Origin of the sequence: Paenibacillus sp. 2TAB26 (assembly GCF_052115145.1) — a bacterium.
Lineage (GTDB): Bacteria > Bacillota > Bacilli > Paenibacillales > Paenibacillaceae > Pristimantibacillus.
Window position 1 is genome coordinate 1 of sequence record NZ_JBFRGC010000116.1, and the last position, 424, is coordinate 424.

Genomic DNA, 424 nt, shown 5'->3' on the forward strand with positions numbered 1-424 from the left:
GATCCTCGGATCCTCGAAGGCTTCGGGAGTCGTACGTGTTACCGAGTAGTAACCGTTCTTGATCATGTCGGCGATAACGAGTGCATCTTTCCGGTCACTCTTTGAAGGCGTATTGTCGCGATTTTYTTTGTTTTTTTTCACGAGATGCGGATTCACTAAAACGACTTCAAAATGRCGTTCTGTGAGCCACCGAGATAGGTTAAGCCAGTAGTGTCCGGTTGGCTCCATCCCGACGATGGCTGCACTCAAACTATGGGTGGTTTGCAGCTTTTGAATCCATAGCAAAAGATGGTGAAACCCTTCCTCGTCATTAGAAAAGGATAGGTAGTCTCCGATGATGATGCCACGGAAATTTACAGCGCGCGCAACATGCATCTGCTGGGCGATGTCGATCCCGATAACTAAATGCTGAGCAGTAATTTTT

Annotated in this window: 1 protein-coding gene; it reads right to left on the reverse strand. The window is 47.4% G+C overall.

Features of this window, described 5'->3' with window-relative positions; translation table 11 throughout:
• On the reverse strand, positions 1–424 hold a 424-nt coding region (locus AB4Z50_RS36125; RefSeq protein WP_441887318.1), incomplete at both ends, for an IS110 family transposase.